Below are 939 nucleotides of genomic sequence, written 5' to 3'. Positions count from 1 at the left end.
GACCAGACGCAGTTTGTCACCCGTAGTCGGGACGAACATGGCAGCATAGTCAGAGCGTTGAATCGTTGCTGGCATCAGAGTGCCCCCATAACCTTTTGATTGAACCCATAGACCCGACGTGCCCCGCTGATGGGGATCAGGATGACCTCGCGGCTCTGTCCGGGTTCGAACCGGACGGCTGTACCCGGCGCGATGTCCAGCCGCATCCCGTGCGCCGCCGCCCGGTCGAAATCCAGCGCTGGATTGGTTTCCGCAAAATGATAGTGCGACCCCACCTGAACCGGGCGATCACCCGTGTTCGCCACCATTAGGGCAACCGTTCGCACAGCGGCATTGAGGGTGATGTTGCCCTTGGCCGGGAAAAGCTCTCCGGGGATCATTTTTGCGATTTCGAAATTGCCACGACCACGGCCAGTGCCGCCACGGCTAGACCGACCATGAGAGTCGCGTAGTCTGAGCTATGGGCGTGGATGTGCGTGTCGGTATGTGCGGCCGCCGGGCCAGCGAGAACGAAGGCGGGAAAGAGCATACGGGCCATGATTGATCCTTTCTGAGTTATCGAATGGGATTGTGAACGGTCACGAGTTTGGTGCCGTCGGGAAAGGTGGCTTCGACCTGAACCTCGTGGACCATCTCGGGGACACCTTCCATGCATTGATCGCGGGTGATCACCTCGGCCCCGGCCTGCATCATGTCGGCGACGGACCGCCCGTCGCGCGCGCCTTCGACCACGGCGTCGGTGATTAGGGCGATGGCTTCGGGGTGGTTCAGCTTGACGCCGCGCGCCAGTCGTTTCCGGGCGATCTCAGCGGCCATTGCAACCATCAGCTTGTCTTTTTCACGGGGTGTCAGGTTCATGTCAGAGCATCCAGCATCGGGGCAAAGTGTTGTTGTTCAGCAGGCGAAGAACCGGCAGCAAGGCGCGGCGCAGGGCAAAGC

3 protein-coding genes are annotated in these 939 nt (G+C 60.9%); all 3 read right to left on the bottom strand.

Annotated elements, in window-relative coordinates; genetic code table 11:
* Positions 1 to 74: 74 nt before the first annotated feature.
* From ACR0I7_RS20075 to ACR0I7_RS20065, 3 genes are read right to left on the bottom strand one after another with little or no spacing between them, the layout of a single operon-like run.
* Entirely contained in the window at positions 75 to 380 is a 306-nt protein-coding gene (locus tag ACR0I7_RS20075) for an urease subunit beta (RefSeq protein WP_480514147.1), read from the bottom strand.
* Positions 377 to 538, bottom strand: coding sequence for a hypothetical protein (locus ACR0I7_RS20070; RefSeq protein ID WP_480514145.1), 162 nt, complete (start codon positions 536 to 538; stop codon positions 377 to 379). Before ACR0I7_RS20070 ends, ACR0I7_RS20075 begins: the two co-directional genes overlap by 4 nt.
* A 17-nt stretch (positions 539 to 555) precedes the next feature.
* Positions 556 to 858, bottom strand: a complete 303-nt coding sequence (locus ACR0I7_RS20065; protein WP_480514143.1) for an urease subunit gamma — start codon at positions 856 to 858, stop codon at positions 556 to 558.
* Positions 859 to 939: the final 81 nt, after the last annotated feature.

It is taken from the genome of Ruegeria sp. AM1 (assembly GCF_056540745.1).
The sequence above is the reverse complement of the archived record's forward strand: the minus strand, read 5'-3'. Positions and strand labels throughout refer to the sequence as shown.